The organism is Paucibacter sp. M5-1 (assembly GCF_027498415.2).
Lineage (GTDB): Bacteria > Pseudomonadota > Gammaproteobacteria > Burkholderiales > Burkholderiaceae_C > Roseateles_E.
The window spans coordinates 938,321-954,906 of the sequence record NZ_JAPZLM020000001.1 but is presented as its reverse complement, the minus strand read 5'-3'; the positions used below and the strand labels follow the sequence as shown (position 1 = coordinate 954,906).

Annotated in this window: 11 protein-coding genes; 2 read left to right on the top strand and 9 right to left on the bottom strand. The window is 68.8% G+C overall.

Annotated features, from left to right (window positions below; translation table 11 throughout):
* Positions 1-20: 20 nt before the first annotated feature.
* The gene (locus tag O5M90_RS04405; protein WP_269840129.1) at positions 21-941 is read right to left on the bottom strand and encodes a peptidylprolyl isomerase; all 921 of its coding nucleotides are present in this window, start codon (positions 939-941) and stop codon (positions 21-23) included.
* 37 nt (positions 942-978) lie between these two features.
* On the opposite strand from O5M90_RS04405, the gene dnaE reads away from it, so the two are divergent.
* Positions 979-4,485: a DNA polymerase III subunit alpha gene (gene dnaE, locus O5M90_RS04400; RefSeq protein WP_440401829.1), complete on the top strand. Its 3,507-nt coding sequence runs from the start codon at positions 979-981 to the stop codon at positions 4,483-4,485.
* A 42-nt stretch (positions 4,486-4,527) separates the two neighbouring features.
* Here dnaE and O5M90_RS04395 read toward each other — a convergent pair whose 3' ends face one another.
* From O5M90_RS04395 to O5M90_RS04385, 3 genes are all read right to left on the bottom strand, one after another.
* Complete coding sequence (locus O5M90_RS04395) at positions 4,528-4,977, bottom strand: DNA-binding protein (RefSeq protein WP_269840128.1); 450 nt, start codon at positions 4,975-4,977, stop codon at positions 4,528-4,530.
* Positions 4,874-5,533 (bottom strand): nucleotidyltransferase domain-containing protein, encoded by a 660-nt coding sequence (locus O5M90_RS04390; protein ID WP_269840127.1) that lies wholly within the window; start codon positions 5,531-5,533, stop codon positions 4,874-4,876. The genes O5M90_RS04395 and O5M90_RS04390 overlap by 104 nt, the downstream gene beginning before the upstream one ends.
* A gap of 66 nt (positions 5,534-5,599) precedes the next feature.
* The gene (locus tag O5M90_RS04385; protein ID WP_269840126.1) at positions 5,600-10,147 is read right to left on the bottom strand and encodes a hypothetical protein; all 4,548 of its coding nucleotides are present in this window, start codon (positions 10,145-10,147) and stop codon (positions 5,600-5,602) included.
* A 228-nt stretch (positions 10,148-10,375) separates the two neighbouring features.
* Between O5M90_RS04385 and O5M90_RS04380 the strand changes: the two genes are divergently transcribed.
* Positions 10,376-11,644, top strand: a complete 1,269-nt coding sequence (locus O5M90_RS04380; RefSeq protein ID WP_440401828.1) for a patatin-like phospholipase family protein — start codon at positions 10,376-10,378, stop codon at positions 11,642-11,644.
* Here the strand turns inward: O5M90_RS04380 and O5M90_RS04375 are convergent.
* Genes O5M90_RS04375 through glf form a run of 5 tightly spaced genes read right to left on the bottom strand, consistent with a single transcriptional unit; the run spans position 11,632 to position 16,576 of the window.
* The gene (locus O5M90_RS04375; RefSeq protein ID WP_269840125.1) at positions 11,632-11,910 is read right to left on the bottom strand and encodes a ComEA family DNA-binding protein; all 279 of its coding nucleotides are present in this window, start codon (positions 11,908-11,910) and stop codon (positions 11,632-11,634) included. The genes O5M90_RS04380 and O5M90_RS04375 overlap by 13 nt on opposite strands.
* A 4-nt stretch (positions 11,911-11,914) precedes the next feature.
* A complete protein-coding gene (locus tag O5M90_RS04370) occupies positions 11,915-13,636 on the bottom strand; it encodes an ABC transporter transmembrane domain-containing protein (RefSeq protein WP_440401827.1) in 1,722 nt (573 codons plus the stop codon).
* Positions 13,636-14,652 carry a glycosyltransferase family 2 protein gene (locus tag O5M90_RS04365; RefSeq protein ID WP_269838904.1) on the bottom strand — a complete coding sequence of 339 codons (1,017 nt, stop codon included), beginning with the start codon at positions 14,650-14,652 and terminating at the stop codon, positions 13,636-13,638. The genes O5M90_RS04370 and O5M90_RS04365 overlap by 1 nt, the downstream gene beginning before the upstream one ends.
* The gene (locus tag O5M90_RS04360) at positions 14,649-15,476 is read right to left on the bottom strand and encodes a hypothetical protein (RefSeq protein ID WP_269838905.1); all 828 of its coding nucleotides are present in this window, start codon (positions 15,474-15,476) and stop codon (positions 14,649-14,651) included. Before O5M90_RS04360 ends, O5M90_RS04365 begins: the two co-directional genes overlap by 4 nt.
* Entirely contained in the window at positions 15,473-16,576 is a 1,104-nt protein-coding gene (gene glf / locus O5M90_RS04355; protein ID WP_269838906.1) for a UDP-galactopyranose mutase, read from the bottom strand. The genes O5M90_RS04360 and glf overlap by 4 nt, the downstream gene beginning before the upstream one ends.
* Positions 16,577-16,586: the final 10 nt, after the last annotated feature.

Below are 16,586 nucleotides of genomic sequence, written 5' to 3'. Positions count from 1 at the left end.
AGGCATGTCGCGCCGCGGCTTCATTTGACAGGCGGCGCGGGCCGGGTCGGCACGCTGGCGCTGCACAGCTCGATATGACCCGGGCTGTGCACAAACCAGCCGCTGCGCCAGCGCCGCGCGTCCAGCAGCGCGCCCCAGGTCTTGCTGTCGGTGCGCAGCAGCTGCAGAGCCGGGCGCTCGCTCTCGGGCATATCGGCCAGCAGCCGGGTGCGCTGTATCGTCAGGCGCTGCTCGGGCTTGTCGTAAAAGCCCATATTCGGGCCGCCGCGCGGCAGGCTGGACAGCAGCTCGATGCCCTTGAGCACCCGGCCGACCACGGTGATGTTCAGGTCCAGCCCGCGCGGCGCGTGGCCGATCACCGCATAGAGCTCGGTGCCGTTGCTGGAATCGACCGCATTGCCGCGCCCGGCGCCGACCATGCCGTAGCAGTGCGCCAGCCAGGCGCGGTCCTGCTTCGGGTCGGCGGCGACCGGGAAGCCGTCGACAAAACCGGTTACCGGTGCCCAGCCGTCGACATCGGGCAGCCGGGTCAGCGCCAGGCCCTTCAGCGCAATCGAGAACTCGGCCGGCAGCTTGGCCTCGGCCTTGCCCAGCGGTTTGGCCAGCTTCTCGTCCTCGCCGTTCGGATCGCCCCACTGGGTGACGAAATTGTCCTGTACGCGCACGACGGCCAGGCCGTCGTAATAGCCGCCGCGCGCCAGCTGGCGGATATTGGCCGCATGGCGGGGTGCGAAGCGGGGTGCCAGCTCGATCAGGACCTGACCCTGGGGCAGTTCCATCAGCACCGTGTTCTCGGGGTCCAGGCCGCGCCAGTCGCCGGCCGGTGACTGGGCCAGGATCTCGGCGCTGCTGGGTCTGGCCGCTGTCGGCGGCGGATCGGCGGCCCAGGCAGCGGATGCGAGAGCCAGAAGCAGCAGGGTGGGCGGTATTGTCTTGCGCATGGGCGGCGAGCATAGCGCCGCTCTCTACAATCCCGCCATGCCCTTCGTCCATCTGCGTACCCATACCGAGTTTTCCGTCGTCGACGGCACCCTGAGAATCGACGATGCCGCAGCGGCGGCGGCCAAGGACGGACAGCCGGCACTGGCCGTCACCGACCTGGCCAATCTGTTCGGCGGCGTCAAGTTCTACAACGCCTGCCGCAAGAAGGGCGTCAAGCCCATCCTGGGGGCTGACTGCTGGCTGGAGCCCGAGGGTTCGGACAAGCAACCCTCGCGCGTGCTGCTGCTGATCCAGAACAAGCAGGGCTATCTGAACCTCAGCGAGCTGCTGTCGCGGGCCTGGATACAGAACGTGATACGCAACCAAGCCTGCCTGAAGCTTGAATGGCTGCAGGAGCTGGGCGAGGGCCTGATCTGCCTGTCGGGCGCCCAGCATGGCGGCCTGGGCCAGGCCCTGCTGCAGGGCGACAAGGCGCGGGCGCTGGACTGGGCGCAGCGTCTGTCAAGACTCTTCCCACAGCGTTTCTACATCGAGCTGCAGCGCGCCGGCCTGCCCGGCCAGGAGGCGCTGGTGCTGGCCAGCGTGCCCTTTGCCGCCGAGCTGGGCCTGCCGGTGGTGGCCACCCACCCGGTGCAGTTCCTGGCCGAGGAAGACTTCGAGGCCCATGAGGCGCGGGTCTGCGTGGCCGAGGGAGAGACCCTGGCCAACCCCAAGCGCATCAAGCGCTTCCTGCCGGGCCAGTATTTCCGCCCGCAGGCGGATATGGAGGCGCTGTTCGCCGATGTGCCCTCGGCGATCGCCAACACCGTGGAGATCGCGCGGCGCTGCAGCCTGTCCCTGGTGCTGGGCAAGCCGCAGCTGCCCGACTTCCCGACGCCGCTGCAGGACGACGGCACGCCGATGCCGATGGACGTCTATTTCCGCGCGCAGAGCTTTGATGGCCTGGAGCACCGGCTCAAGCAGCTCTACCCCGACCCGGCCAAGCGCGATGCCGAGCGGCCGCGCTATGTCGAGCGCCTGGAGTTCGAGCTGAACACCATCATCAAGATGGGCTTCCCGGGCTACTTCCTGATCGTGGGCGACTTCATCCAGTGGGCCAAGAACAATGGCTGCCCGGTGGGCCCGGGCCGGGGCTCGGGCGCCGGCTCGCTGGTCGCCTATGTGCTCTTGATCACCGACCTGGACCCGCTGCAGTACAACCTGCTGTTCGAGCGTTTCCTGAACCCCGAGCGGGTCTCGATGCCCGACTTCGACATCGATTTCTGCCAGGGCAACCGCGACCGGGTGATCGACTACGTCAAGGACAAGTACGGCCGGCCGGCGGTCAGCCAGATCGCCACCTTCGGCACGATGGCGGCCAAGGCGGCGCTGCGCGATATCGGCCGGGTGCTGGGCATGGGCTTCGGCCAGGTCGACTCGATCGCCAAGCTGATCCCGGCGCCCCCCGGCAAGACCGTGACCCTGGCCCTGGTGCCCGAGAAGCCCGACGACAAGATCATCTACGCCCGCAAGGAGGCGCCCGAGATCGAGGAGCGCGAGGCGCTTGACGAGGAGGTGGCGGGCCTGTTGAAACTGGCCGCGCGCGTCGAGGGCATGGTGCGCAATATCGGCATGCATGCCGGCGGCGTGCTGATCGCGCCGGGCAAGATCACCGACTTCTGCCCGCAGTACCAGCAGCCCGGCTCGAGCTCGGCGGTGAGCCAGTACGACAAGGACGACGTCGAGGCGATCGGCCTGGTCAAGTTCGACTTTCTGGGCCTGGCGACCTTGACCATCATGGAGCTGGCCAAGGAATTCATCACCACGCGCTATCCGCAGCACAAGGACTTCGCCTTCGAGACGATTCCTCTGGACGACCGCAAGACCTACAAGCTGTTTTCCGACGGCCTGACCGAATCGGTGTTCCAGTTTGAATCCAGCGGCATGCAGAAGATGCTGCGCGAAGCCAAGCCCTCGCGGCTGGAAGACCTGATTGCGCTGAACGCGCTGTACCGCCCGGGGCCTATGGACCTGATCCCGACCTTTGTCGCGCGCAAGCACGGCAAGGAGAAGGTCGAGTACCCGCACCCGCTGGCCGAGGCCGTGCTGGCCGAAACCTACGGCATCATGGTCTACCAGGAGCAGGTGATGCAGACCGCCCAGGTGCTGGGGGGCTACACGCTGGGCGGCGCCGACATGCTGCGCCGTGCGATGGGCAAGAAGAAGGCCGAGGAAATGGCCGCCCACCGCGAGCTGTTCCGCAAGGGCGCGGCCGAGAAGGGCATCGATCAGGACAAGGCCGACGAGGTCTTCGACCTGATGGAGAAGTTCGCCGGCTACGGCTTCAACAAGTCGCATGCCGCCGCCTACTCGCTCTTGGCCTATCACACCGGCTGGCTCAAGGTGCATTTCACGGCCGAGTTCTTCGCCGCGAACATGACCATCGAGTCGGACGACACCGACAAGCTCAAGGTCCTGATGAACGATGCCAAGCTCTTCGGCATCGAGTTCGAGCCGCCCAATGTGAACCTGGGCGTGCATCGCTTCGAGCCGCTGTCGGAACGCAAGATCAATTACAGCCTGGGTGCGATCAAGGGCACCGGCGTCGGCGCGATCCACGCCATCGTCGCGGCGCGCACCGAAGGCGGGCCGTTCAAGAGCTTCTTCGATTTCTGCGCCCGGGTCGACCGCAAGCAGGTCAACAAGCGCGTGGTCGAGGCCTTGATCAAGGCCGGCGCCTTCGATGCGATCGAACCCGACCGCGCCCGCCTGCTGGCCAGCGTGGCGCTGGGCTACACCTATGCCGACGGCCTGGCGCAGAACGTCGACCAGGGCGGCTTGTTCGACTTCGATGACACCCATGGCTCCTCGACCGCCGAGCCGCCGCTGGTGCAGGCCGGGCCCTGGAGCATCAAGGAACGGCTGAGCCTGGAGAAGACCGCGATCGGCTACTACCTCAGCGGCCATCTCTTCGATCAGAGCGGCGAGGAGGTGCGGCGCATGGTCAAGCGCCGCGTCGTTGATCTGCAGGACAGCCGCGAGCCCATCATGGTGGCCGGCATCGTCGGCGATCTGCGCATCATCAACGGCCACCGCGGCCGTGTCGCGATCTTCAAGCTCGACGACAAGAGCGACGCGATCGAGGCGGTGGCCAACGAGGAGCTGATCAATGCCCACAAGGAGCTGCTGGCCGACGACGAGCTGATCATCGTGCAGGGCAAGGTGCAGAACGACCGCTTCTCCGGCGGCCTGCGCCTGACCGTGCAGGCGGTCTGGGATCTGGCCGGCGCGCGGGCACGCTTCGGCCGCTATGTCTATGTGCCGGTCAAGAACAAGCTGCCGCCGCTGGACGAGGTGGTCAAGCAATGGCCGGCGCGCCAGCAGCAGGGCGAGCAGGGTGTGGTCAACCAGGGTCTGAAGGTCATGACCCACCACTTCCTGGCCAGCGGCCAGGCCAAGATCGACCTCGGCGAGGACAGCCGCTTCTGGCCCTGCGACGAAGCGCTGCAGCGCTTCGCAGCAATCAGCCCGGAGCCGCCGCAGATCGTCTATGAGGTGAGCTGAGGCGGAGCGTTTGACCCTCGACTTGGCAGTTGCGCTGCCGGCTCATGGGGGCGTCAGCAAGTGGGGGTGCTGGGCTTTCAGCCATTGCTCGGTGTGCGCCAGCAGTCTTGTGGCTTCCTCGATGCAGGCGTTCACGGTGGCAGTCGAGACCGGGTCGCCTTCGTAGTCGCTAAGGTTGCGCTGCCGCCGCAGCGCATCCAGCACGATGATGTTGGGCTGTGCAATTCCCATTGTCAGCCCGAGGCTTTGAATGGCTGTCTGGTGATGGCCCGGCTGGCTGGTGGCGGTGCGATAGCCGCTGGCCCACAGGCCCAGCATCGCGCACTGCATGATGCACTTGTAGGCCGCGTCGAAGCGATTGTCGCTGCTGAGCTGGGCCAGTTGCGCGTCAGCCAGATTGCGGTGCGCGGCCTGCAACAGCTTGAGCGTGCCCGCCGGGTCCGGGGTGTGTGTCTGCAGGCGCTGAATCGCCAGCAAGTTTTGCAAGCTCATGAGCATCTCCCTTCACGAACAGCTGGGGTTTGGCCAGCAGCTCGCGCACGAAGGCATCGCCCTGCCGCGTCCGCTCGCCAAACTCCTCCGGTGCGTAGAGCACCGGATTCACCTCGCGGCCGAGTGCCGCATGCAGGGGGTAAAGCGCCTGCACCAGCGGCACGAAGCCCACCTTGCCCAGCACTAGCACATCCACATCGCTGCCCGGCAGTGGCGTGCCGCGTGCCACCGAACCGAACACCAGCGCCAGGTCAATTTCGGCGTCCAATGGCGCCAAAGCCTCACGCAGGGCCGGCACCACGCCATGCGTCTTGCGGAACAGCGACGCCAGGTCGTCAAACAGCGGGTGGCGTGTGTGGGCCTGGTAGCGCACCTGGTTGCCCTGTTCGGCGCGCAGCAGCAGACCCGTCTGGGTCAGCTTGTCGAGCTCACGCGCCAGCGTGCCGGCATGGCTGCCGGTGAGGCGTGCCAGCTCGCGCAGATGAAAAGCCGCTGCCGGCTGCAGCAACAGCAGCGCCAACGCGCGCTGCCGGGCGGCCGGGAACAGCAGATCCATCAATGAAAAATCGTTGCTCATTAGGCGACAATTGTTGCTTAAAAGGCGACGATTTTCAAGCCTTGCCTAGATCAGCAACTGATTGCGCCCGTCAAACAGCGCTTCCTGTGTCATCCGCTGCAGCTCCTGCAGCATGGCCGGTGACAGCTCGGTGGCGGGCGAGCCTTCATCCGGACCGCGCGTCGGCTCGGCCACCACCGCGCCCAGCAGCGCGTCCTGGGCCGGGGTCAGCAGCTCGGACAGCTGGGGCAGTGACGCCAGTGCCAGCATCGGCGACACATCGAGGCTCGGCAGGGCCTGCGCCAGGCTGGCCGGCGGGGGCAGCGGCGGTGCGATATCGAAGTCCAATTCGATGGCCAGCTCCGGCCGGGACGGGGTCTGGATAGGCTCGAACTTGGGCAGGGTCGGCAGCGGATCGAGCGGGCCCAGCCCGATGCCGCCCAGGTCCGGCCAGTCTTCGCTGGGCGCAGCGATGCGGCTCAGGCCCTGCTGCTGCAGCGCGCGACGCGCGTCCTCGCTGAGCGCGGCAATCGCCTGGGCGCTCAGCGAGCGCAGCTGGGCATCGCTCATCGCGTCGACCTGGGCGGCGGTGATCGCGGCCGCCTGGGCGGTGCTGAGCACACCGATATCGGCGGGGCTCAGCGCGGCGAACTGCTGCGGCGCCAGGCCGTGGATCTGGTTCTCATGCAAGGCCTGGACCTGGCGGCCGCTGAGGGCCTCGATCTGCAGCGTGCTCATCGCATTGAGCTGGTCGACATCGAGTGCGCGCAGCTGGGCCGCGCTGAAGGCGGTGATCTGCTCGCTGCGCAGGGCCAGCAGATCGCTGTCGGAGAGCTGGCGCATGTCCTGCGTGCTGATGGCGGCGGTCTGCTGCGGGCTCAGCGCGCCGAGCTGGGCGGGGCTCAGCGCATCGAACTGAGAGGGACTCAGCGCCGCGATCACCTGCGTGCCCAGGGCCTGCAGCTGCGCCAGGCTCAGGCCTTGCAACTGGTTGGCCGTCAGCGCCGCGCCCTGGGCCGCGCTCAGCGAGCCCAGTTGCTCGGGTGTCAGCAGGGCCAGCGTCGACACCGGCAGCTCGCGCAGGGCCTGGGCCGAGAAGGCGCCGATCTGCTCGGGGCTCAGTACCTGCCACTGCTGGGCGTTCAAGGTCAGCACCTGGGCCGGGCTCAGCACGGCCAGCTGTTCGGCGTCCAGCGAGGCGATCACCGCGCTGCTGAGCATGCTCAGGCGGTAGGGGGTGATCGCGCCGAGCTGGCTGCCATAGAGATGATCGAACTGCTCGGGGGCCAGCGCCTGCAACTGGGCCAGGCTGAGCCCGGCCAGGCTGGCATTGGACAGCGCGCCGATCTGCACCGGCGTCATCTGGGCCAGCTGGGCCGGCGCCAGCTCGCTGAGCTGGGTGGGGCTCAGCACGCTGATCTGGGCCACATGGAGGGCTCGCAAGGCCTCGGGCGACAGCGCGCGCAGATCGCTTTTGTCGAGTGCGGCGATCTGGGCTTCGCCGAGCGCGGCGATCTGGCCCGGCCGCAGCGCGGCGATCTGCTCGGGGCGCAGCGCCGCGATGCCGGCCGTGCCCAGCGCCGTCAGCTGGTCGGGCTGCAAGGCCTGCAGCTGCTGACCCTGCAGCGCCAGCAGATGGCCGGCGGGCAGCGCGCGAATCTGCGCGGCGCTGAGCTCGCTCAGGCTGGCTCCGGACAGGGACTGCCAGGCCGCGGTCGTCAGCGCGGCGATCTGGCTGCCGTCGAGCTGGGCCAGCTGGGCACCGCTGAGGCCCTGGATCTGCTGGCTGTTCAGGGTCTGGATGGCGGCGCTGGACAGGGCCGCCGCCTGCTCGGGCTGCCAGGCCTGCAGGGTGGCCGCACTCAGGCCGGCGATCTGGGCGCTGCCCAGCGCGGCGATCTGCTCGCTGCGCAGCGCGGGCAGGGCGCTGGTGGCGAAGTGTGCGATCTCGGCGCTGCTGAGCGTGGCCAGCGCGGCCGGGCTCAGTGCCGCCACACCGTTCATGCCCAGGCCGGCACCCAGCGCAGCCAGCTGGGCCGTGCCCATCGGCGCGACCGCAGCCGCCGTCAGCACGGCGATCTGCTGGCTGCTGAGCTGGCCCAGGCGCTCGGCGCCCAGGGCCTGGAAGTCGGCGCCGTCCAGGGCCTGCAACTGCTGGCTGCCCAGCAGGGCCAGGCGTTCGGCGCTGAGGGCCTGCAGCGCACTGCCGCTCAGCGCACCGATGGCACCGGCGCCCAGGGCCTTGAGCTGCTCGTCGCTGAGCTGGGCGATGGTGGCGCTGCCCAGCATCTGGGCCTGGGCCGCACCCAGGCCTTGCAGCTGGGCGGTGTCGAGCCGGGGCAGGCGGTCCTGCAGCGCCTTGATGTCGGCGGGCGCCAGCGCGGCGAGCTGGGCATGGCTGACGCCCGCCCACTGCTCGTCGCTGAGCCAGCCCAGCTGGCGCAGGCTCAGGCCGTCGAAGGCCGCCGGCGGCAGGGCCTTGATATGGTCGGGGCTCAGCGCCTGGATCTGCGCGCTGCCCAGCTGGCTCAACTGCTGGGCACCGAGGCCCAGCCATTGCGCGCTGCTGAGGGCCTGCAGCTGGGCCGGGCTCAGCGCCACCAGGTCGCCGGCCTCCAGACCGCGCAGCGCCTGGCTGCTCAGCGCGCCGAGCTGCTCGGTGCTGAACTGGACGACCTGGGCCGAGCTCAGCGTGTTCAGCCCGGCGGCGCTGAGTGCGCCGACCTGGGCCGTGCTGAGCCAGGCGATCTGCTGGCTGCCCATCACGCGCAGATCGGCCGCGCTCAGCGCCGCGATGTCGCGGGTCTCGATGGCCTGCAGCTGGGCGCTGCCCAGCGACAGGAACTGGGCGGTGCTCAGGCCGGCGATCGCGTCGCTGCTGAGCGCGGCGATCTGCGCGGTGCTGAGCCGCTGCAGCTGCTCGTTGCTCAGCGCCTTGATCTGCCGGCCGCCGAAGCCGCCCCATTGCTCGTCGCTGAGCTGAGCCAGGGCCTGGGCGCTGAGGCCGCGCAATTGGGTGGTGCTGAGGCCGGCCAGTTGCTGGTGGCCCAGGGCCTGCAGCTCGGCGCTGCTGAAACTCTCCAGCTGGGCCACGCTGAGCGCACCCAGCTGGGCGCTGCCCAGCGCGCGGATCTGGTCTTCGTCGAGCGCCTGGATCTGCTGGCTGCTCATGGCCCGCAGCGCCTGGGTGCCCAGGGCCTGGATCTGGCCGCTGCTCAAGGCGCCCAGCTGGGCCTCGCTGAGCACCCGCGCGTCCGCCGTCGTCAGGCCGCGCAGCGCGGCCAGCGAGACGGCGCCGATCTGATCGGCGCCGAGCAGGCTCAGCTGCGCGCCGCTGAAGGCGGCGAACTGTGTGGCGTCCAGACCGGCCAGTTGCTCGGGCCGCAGTGCCTGCATGTCCTCGGTCGAGATCGCGGCCAGCTGCTTGGCGTTGAGCGCCTTGAACTGTTCACTGCTGAGCGCTGCCAGCTGTTCCGAGCCCAGCGCGGCCACCTGGGCCGTGCCGAGCGCGCGCAGCGCCGCCAGGCCCAGCTGGGCCAGGTGTTCGGGGCCCAGGGCCTGCAGCTGGGCGGGGGTCAGCGCGCCGATCTGCTGTGGTCCGAGTGCGGCCAGCTGCTCATCATTCAGGGCGAGCAGCTGGCCAGGTGTCAGCTTGGCGATCTGGGCAGCGGTCAGTGCCAGCAACTGGGGTTTGGACAGCGCGCGCAGCTCCTCGTCGCTGAACAGGCGCAGATGCTCGGGCTTGATCGCGGCGATCTGCTGCGGGCTCAGGGCGGCGATCTGGCCGTCGCTCAGCGCGGCCACGTCCTCGCTGCCCAGCGCGCCGATCTGGGCGACGCTGAGCACGCGCAGCTGGGTCTCGGTCAGCGCAGCGATCTGGGCCTCGCTGAGCGAGGCGAGCTGGGCACCGCTGAGCGCGCGCAGCGCCGCCGGGCTCAGCGTCGCCAGGATGTCGGTGCCCAGCGACTGCAGCTGACCGGCGCTCAAGCCACCGAGCTGGCGGCCGTTCAGGCCGGCCCACTGCTCGTCGCTCAAGGCCTGCAACTGGGCCAGGCCCAGTGCCGCGAACTGTGCGCTACCCAGGCTGTTGAGCTGGCCGAGGCCCAGCGCGCGCAGGTCCTCGGTTTCCAGCGCCGCCAGCTGCGCGGGCTTGAGCACGGCCAGCTGGCTGTTGCTCAGGCCGGCGATCTGGGCCGTGCCCAGGCCCTGGATCTGCGCGGCGTTGAAGGACTGCAGGGCCAGCGGGCTCAGCATGCGCAGCTGGGTGCTGCTCAGCTCGGCCAGATGCTGGGGGCTCAGCGCGCCGATATGGGCGGGGGTCAGCGCCGTCAGCGCCGCCGGGCTCAGGTGGCTGAAGTGTTCGGGGCTGAAGGCCTGCAGCTGGGCGCCGCTGAGACCTTGCAGATGCTTGACGCCCAGATGGCCGACCTGCTCGGGGCTCAGTGCCCGCAGCTGGCCGATGCCGAGGCTGGCGAACTGGACGCGCGAAAAAGCATTGAGCTGGACGCTGTCGAACTCGGCCAGCCGCTCCGGCCGTATCGTGGCGATCTGCTGGGGTGTCAGGCGCGCGATCAGCGCGGGTGTCCAGATCGACCCGGGGGTGCTGCTAGTCATTTTTTCTCTCCCTTGATCCTGGGACTCAAGTCCCGGCTCCATTTGTCCGATAAGCCTAAGTGGATCTGCGGCCGGCGGTCGTCGGAATAAGGGGGCGCTTTCGGTTCAGCGCCTGTTGTTTGTGCGTTGCTCCACCCTCTATTCGAGGCTGTCGCTGAACGCTTGATCGGCGATGATGGTCATCAACCCAGCCACCTTCCACCCGAGACCGATCAGACCATGCAGCACATGGCGGCCCCTCCAACGACAGGATTGATACTGACCGGCGGCGGCGCGCGCGCCGCCTACCAGGTCGGTGTGCTGGCGGCGCTGGCCCAGCTCAAGCGCGATGCCGGCGTCGTCGAGGGCAATCCCTTCAAGGTGATTGCCGGCACCTCGGCCGGCGCCATCAATGCCGCCACGCTGGCCTGCAATGCCGACGACTTCGATGGCGCGGTCGACGGGCTGACGCATCTGTGGCAGAACCTGCATGTCGAGCAGGTCTATGCGGCCGACTCCTTCGGCGTGATACGCACCGGCGCGCGCTGGATGACGATGATGAGCCTGGGCTGGGCCTTGGCGCGCTGGAAGCGCTCGCGCCCGCGCAGCCTGCTGGACAATGCGCCGCTCGGTGCCCTGCTGCGCCGCTGGGTTCGCATGGAGCGGCTCGACGAGATGCTGGCGGCCGGCCATATGCAGGCGCTGGCGATCAGCGGGTCCAGCTACACCTCGGGCCAGCATGTGACCTTCTACCAGACCCAGCTGCCGTTCGAGCCCTGGCTGCGCTCGCAGCGGGTGGCCGTGAAGACACGGCTGTCGATCGAGCATCTGATGGCCTCGTCGGCCATCCCCTTCATCTTCCCGGCCGAGCTGCTGGACCTGGACGGCCGGCAGGAATGGTTCGGCGACGGCTCGATGCGCCAGAGCGCGCCGATCTCGCCGGCTGTGCACCTGGGGGCCGACCGGGTGCTGGTGATAGGCGCGGGCCGCATGCATGAACCGCCGGGGGCGCGCCGCGAGGTGCTGGTCGAGGGCCACCCGAGCATGGCGCAGATCGCCGGCCATGCCTTGTCGAACATCTTTCTGGATGCGCTGGCGGTCGATGTCGAGCGCCTGCAACGCATCAACAACACGCTGGGCCTGCTGACGCCCGAGGCCCGCCGCGCGACACCGCTGCGGCCGCTCGATGTGCTGGTGATCGCGCCGAGCCGGCGCCTCGATGATCTGGCGGCCGAGCACCAAGCCAGCCTGCCGCCGCCGATCAAGGCGCTGCTGCGCAGCGTCGGCGTGGCCGGCGAGGGCAAGGCCGCCAGCGGCTCGGCGCTGACCAGCTATCTGCTGTTCGAGCCCTCGTTCACCGGCGAGCTGATCATGCTGGGCATGGCCGACACGCTGGCGCGGCGCGCCGATGTGCAGCGCTTCTTCGGCTGGCCGGCCCAGGCGCCCAGCGTCGATCCGGCCGCGATGCGCAAGCGCCGCGCGGGGTTTGCCGAGAGCACAGCGGCTCAGTTGTCGTAGGCCAGCCCCTGCACCCTGAGTCCCTGGGCCGACAGCTTGCGCGCCAGCGCCGTGCCGATGCCGCGCACCCGGCGCTTCAGATCGGCCCAGTCCTTGAACGGGGCCTGGGCCCGCGCGGCCAGCAAGCGCTCGGCCAGCGCCGGGCCGACGCCGGCCAGCGATTCGAGCTCGGCCTGGCTGGCGCTGTTGAGCTCCAGCGGCAGCGCTTGCGCGCTGGCCAGCGCGGGCAGGGCGCAAAGCAGCAACAGCAGGCGGCGCCGCAGCATGGTTTCAGTCGCCGATCTGCGCCTGCACCATCGCGGCATAGGCGCCGCCCCGGGCCAGCAGCTCGGCATGGCTGCCGCTTTCGATCACCCGGCCGGCACCCAGCACATGGATGGCATCGGCCGAGCGCACGGTGGACAGGCGGTGGGCGATCACGATCAGGGTCTTGCGGCCCTGCCATTGATCCAGCGCCTGCTGCACCGCGCGCTCGCTCTCGGTGTCCAGCGCCGAGGTGGCTTCATCGAAGACCCAGATCGGCGCGTCCTTGTAGAGCGCGCGGGCGATCGCCAGGCGCTGGCGCTGGCCGCCGGACAGCATGCTGCCGTTGGCACCGATCGGGCTGTCCAGCCCCTGGGGGAGGCCGTGCACAAAGTCCCACAGATGGGCGGCGCGCAAGGCCTGCTCCAGGCGGGCCGCATCGCGCGGCTGGGCATAGGCGATGTTGTCGGCCACCGAGGCGTCGAACAGCACGATGTCCTGCGAGACCACCGCGAACTGGCGGCGCAGATTGGCCTTCTTGAGCATCTGGATGTCGACGCCGTCCAGCAGCACGGTGCCGCCATCGGGCCGGCCGAAGCCCAGCAGCAGATGGATGATGGAGCTCTTGCCGGCCCCCGAGGCACCGACCAGCGCGGTGGTGCGGCCGGCCGGGATCGGCAGATCGAGCCCGTCCAGCGCGGCCCGCTCGGCGCCCGGGTATTGCAGCCGCACCTGTTCCAGGCGCAGCTCGCCGCGCACCGGCAACGCCAGCTCGCGCTGCCCCTGGTCGGGCTCGGACGGCAGGTCCAGCAGCTGCATGCAGCCGTGCGCGATCACGCGGGCATTGGTGATCGGCGTGGCCAGGTCGCTGAGATGGCGCAGCCGCGAGACCAGCAGCAGCAGCGCGGTGATATAGGCCGCGAAATCCGCCGCCGAGGCATGCTGGCTGCGCGCCTGCAGCAGGGCCAGGCTGACGATGATGGACAGGCCGACGCTGGCCACCAGTTGCGACAGCGGCGAGCTCAGCGCGCCGGCCGCGACCTGCTTGAGGCTGTTGCGGCGCACCTGCTGGGCGATCTCGGCGAAGCGCTCGCGCTCATGCTCGGCAGCGTCGAAGCTGCGCACCACGCGCCAGGCCCGGGTCAGGTCGTCGACCTTGGCGGAGAGCTGCATCTGGGCGTCGTAGCTCAGATTGCCCATCGCGTGGACGCGCCGGCTGACCTGCTTGACCACCAGGGCCATCAGCGGCAGCGTGACCAGGGACAGCAGGGTCAGCTGCCAGTTCAGAAAGAACAGATAGCCCAGCATCGCGATGGTCGGCAGGCCGTCGCGCAGCAGCGTGGTCAGCACCCCGCCCAGCAGGCTCAGGGCCTGCTGCGGGTCATTGACCACCTTGGTCACGACCGTGCCGGGCTGCAGGCTGTTGTAGACGCTGGCGTCGGCGCGCAGCATCGCGTTCATCAGGGTCTGGCGCAGGTCCATCACACTGCGCAGCACGGTCCAGTTCAGCAGGTACTGGCCGGCAAAGCTGGCCGCGCCGCGCAGCGCGAACAGACCGATCAGCACCAACGGAATCCACCAGATCGAGAAGGTCTGCTGCTCGAAGCCCTTGCCAAACACCACCCGCAGCAGCTCCGGAATCAGCGGCTCGGTGGAGGCCGCCGCCAGGTAGGCGACAAAGGTCAGCAGCACGCCCAGGCGATAGGGTTTGACATAGGCCAGCAGGCGGCGCAGCGTCGGGTCCAGCATCATGTCGAGGCCTTCGCGGCACGCCGCAGCCAGTAGTGCAGCCGGCTGGCGCGCCACAGCCAGCCGCGCGCCAGATAGGCGCGCAGCAGGGCCGCAGCGCTCAGCGGCGAGTTGGCCTGGAACTGCTGCAGGCAGCGCGCCAGCGCGGCCCCGTCCGCATGGCGGGCCATGAAGCGGGCCGCGCTGACGAAGCCGCGTCCGGCATAGTTCGCCAGTGCGAAACGCGCTGCCGTGCCGACCGGTGGCTGCTGGGCGTCCAGCCGGGCCGGCAGGCCGGCCAGGGCCTGCATCATGTCGTCGATCTTGCGGGGGGTCAGTGTGGCGAGAATGCTGCCGCCGCGCTGGCGGTAGCCCACCCAGACGCGCGGCGCATAGACATAGCTGGTGGCGCGCAGCGCCAGGGCCGGGGTGGTGTACATGTCTTCGTAATAGCGGCCAACGGGGAAGCGCAGATCGTCACCCCACAGCGCGCGCCGCGAGATTTTGCTCCAGCTGTGCAGCTGACCCAGCGCGAACAGGCCTTGCAGCAGGGCCGAGCGGTCGCTCAGCAACTGGTCGCCCGGGCCGTCGAAGCTGCGGCGGTGCAACTCGCCGCGCCAGACATGCTTGCGCTTCATGCGCTCGCGCAGGGTCCGGAAGTCGCACAGCACCAGGTCCGGGGCATGGCCCTGCACGATGGCCGCCAGGTCCGCGATGGCGCCCGGCATCAGTTCATCGTCGGAATCCAGGAACCACAGGTACTCGCCACGGCTGGCTTCGAGCAGGGTGTTGCGCGCGGCGCTCAGACCGCTGTTGTGCTGGTGGCGCAGCAGGGTCAGCCGGCCCGGGTTCTCCTCGGCCAGGCTCTGCATCAGCGCGGCCGAGCCATCGGTCGAGACATCGTCGAGCAGCAGGATCTCGACGCCGGCATCGGCCTGCGACAGCACCGAGGCCAGGCAGGCGCGCAGCCAGGCCTCGACGTTGTAGACCGGGATCAGCAGGCTCAGCCAGGGCCGGGCTTCGGTGGGCGCGTTCATGCCGTCGGCGCGGCTTTTCTTTGCGCGCGCTTGAAGCGGCGCTGCGCGTTGAGACGGCGCAGCGCCAGGCTCAAGCGGGTCAGCCAGTCGGGGCGTTGCTGGCTGACGACGCTGTGCAGCACCAGGCGGGCCGTGCTGCGGCGCGATCCCAGGCCGTAGAGCTTGACCAGCTTGGCCTCGTCCAGGGCGGGGTTCAGCTCGGGGTTGTTCTTGTACAGATCGCCGCCCAGCGGTCGGGTGTGCTTGACCGGCGTGGCGTCGATGATGGCGACGGCCGCGTCGCGGCCGCGCGAGACCAGGCTGGGCCAGACCCAGTCGAGGCCCCAGCCGCTGCGGCTTTGCGAGAAGGTGGGCAGGCAGACACGCAGCGCATGCCGGTCAAACAGCGGCGCCATCACCTCGACAAAATCGACATGGCGCAGGATGTAGGCGGGGTTTTGCAGCACCGCCTTCCAGCTGTAGTAAGAGTCGGCAGTCAAGGCCGGCTGCGCCAGCGCCAGTGCATGGCCATGGAACAGCGCGAACATGCGGTTCAAAGTCTCGGTACCGGCGGCCAGGTCGTCATCGGGAAACCAGAAGGCGTCGTATTGCTCCAGCAATTGTGGATGGGCTTGCAGAAGCTCGGCAATGCAGGGCCATTTGGGACCGGGGCGGTGCTCGTAGTAGTCGGCGCTCTCCTGGTGCAGGCCGGGCTGCTTGCCGTAGTAGCTGACGAAGATGTCGAAGTCGCGGTTGGGCTGGGCGATCCAGCCTGGGTGCAGGGAGCCGTCGCCGGCCCGCAGCACGACGAGATTCTTGCGGCGCAGGGGCGGTGTCGCACTCATGCCTGCGGCTCCAGCAGCTGGTTTGCGGTCTTCAGCGCGGCGGCAACGATCTGGTCCATGTTGTAGTAGCGATACTGGGCCAGGCGGCCGACGAAGCTGACCTTGGGCAGCGAATCGGCCAGGGCCTGGTAGCGCTTGTAGAGCGTCTCGTTCTCGGGCCTGGGGATCGGATAGAAGGGATCGCCCTCGGCCTGCGGGTACTCCCGCACGATCGAGGTACCGGCGGCACGCTGACCGGTCAGGTGCTTGAACTCGGTGATGCGGGTGTAGTCGTGGTCGTTCGGGTAGTTGACCGTGCCGACCGCCTGAAACTGCGCCACATCGGGCAGGTGCTGGTGATCAAAGCGCAGGCTGCGGTAGGGCAGGCGGCCATAGCAGTGATCGAAGTAGGCGTCGATCGGGCCGGTGTAGATCAAATGCTGGGCATCGCTGTCGGCCTTGATGCGACGGAAGTCGGTCGCCAGCTCGATGCTGATCAGCGGGTGGTCCAGCATGCGCTCGAACATCGCCGTGTAGCCCTGGGCGGGCATCAGCTGGTAGGTGTCGCTGAAGTAGCGGTCATCGTCGTCGCAACGGGTCGGAATCCGGGCGGCGACACCGGCCGACAGCTCGGCCAGGTCCAGCCCCCACTGCTTCCTGGTATAGCCGCGGAAGAACTTGTCGCACAGGTCGCGGCCGACCGAGTTCAGCACCACGTCCTCGCTGGTCTGCAGCGGCTCGCGCGGTTCTCGCACGCTGTCCAGATAGGCCTGGACCTCGTCGCCGCTCAGGCTCAGACCATAGAGCCGGTTGATCGTGGTCCGGTTGATCGGAATCGGCAGCAGTTGCTGCTCCATTTGAGCGAGCACCCGGTGCTCATAGAAGCGCCACTCGGTGAAGCGCGACAACCAGGCCAGCACCGCCTTGCTGTTGGTGTGGAAGATGTGCGGGCCATAGGGGTGGATCAGCAGGCCCTGGGCATCGCGGGTGTCGTGGGCGTTGCCGCCGATATGGGGGCGCTGGTCGATCAGGCGCACGCGCTTGCCGGCATCGGCCAGCACGCGGGCACAGACCGAGCCGGCAAAGCCGGCGCCGACGATCAGGTAGTCAAACTTGGGCATGGGAACTTCT